The organism is Streptomyces sp. NPDC055078, assembly GCF_053607985.1.
Map to the genome: position 1 here is coordinate 937 of NZ_JBSGUP010000994.1, position 1,096 is coordinate 2,032.

The following is a 1,096-nucleotide window of genomic DNA, read 5'->3' on the forward strand; positions in this document are numbered from 1 at the left end:
CCACCATCAGATGCCGCCCGTCCGCCGCGCGCACCTGACGTCGCACCCCCGCTCCCTCCGCTGTACGTGCCCCCTGCAGGCAACCATGCGCCTGTGGCATTCCCCACCCCCATGACGGTTACCCCTTCAGCGTCCCCGACAGGGCAACCTTTGTCGTTAAGTGGGGACTACCTCGAAGGGGCGCACATATGCGCGAAACCGTGTTTCGGGTGTATTCGGAGTTCGCATCCGGAACGACCGGGCGGGGAGCGGCACGCGCCGTCACGGCGGGGCTCGCCGGCCCCGGTGACCCGCCTGTTCCGGAGTGCGAAGGCTAGGACGCCCGCGTGGGGCCCCGCCGCCGCAGTGCGGAACCCACCGTGATCAGCGATCCGGCGACCGCCCACGCGGCCAGGACCAGCATCGGACCGCCCGCGCCGTTGCCCCTGAAGTACGCGATCGAGCGGGCCGCGAAGGTCCCGGCGCCCGGGGGCAGCGCGGGCCCGATCGCCCGCCAGAACGGCGGCAGCAGCGGATACGGATACGCTCCGCCCGCGCTGGGATTGCCCAGGACGACCACCAGCAGGATCGCCAGACCGATTCCCACGACGCCCGCCACTCCCTGGAGGGCGAGCGTGATCGCGCCGACCGTGAACACCAGCAGCGATCCGAGCCCCCACAGGGCGGGCACCCCGCCCGGCAGGGCGTCCAGCACCGGGCCCGCGATCAGTGTGCCGAGCAGGCCGGCGGCGATCGAGTACAGCAGCAGCGCGCCCAGCCGGATCACCGCGCGGTGGGCGTTGGCCGGCCGGGCGCCCGCGCTGATCGCCAGGATCGCCGCACACAGATAGCCGCCCACACACCACCCGACGACCAGATAGAACGAGGAGAGCCCCCGCGCGTCCCCAGGGGCCTCCGGCACCACGTCCACCACGTCCAGGGTGCGCCGCTGCGCCCTCTCCGCCGCCGCGACGACCTCGGTCAGCGCCTGTGACAGCGAGGCGCCCGACGCGCTGGCGACCAGCAGCCTGTCGGCGGTTCCCCGGGGGTTCACGATGAGCGCCCCGTCGACGTCCCGGTTCTCGATCCGCTGCCGCGCCGCCGCCTCGCCGGGGGC

General features: G+C 73.4%; 1 protein-coding gene. It reads right to left on the bottom strand.

All coding sequences use genetic code 11. From position 1 onward, the window contains the following. Window positions 1–313: 313 nt before the first annotated feature. Window positions 314–1,096 (bottom strand): DUF3533 domain-containing protein (locus ACWF94_RS39490; RefSeq protein WP_453499962.1); only part of this gene is annotated, 783 nt, incomplete at its 5' end.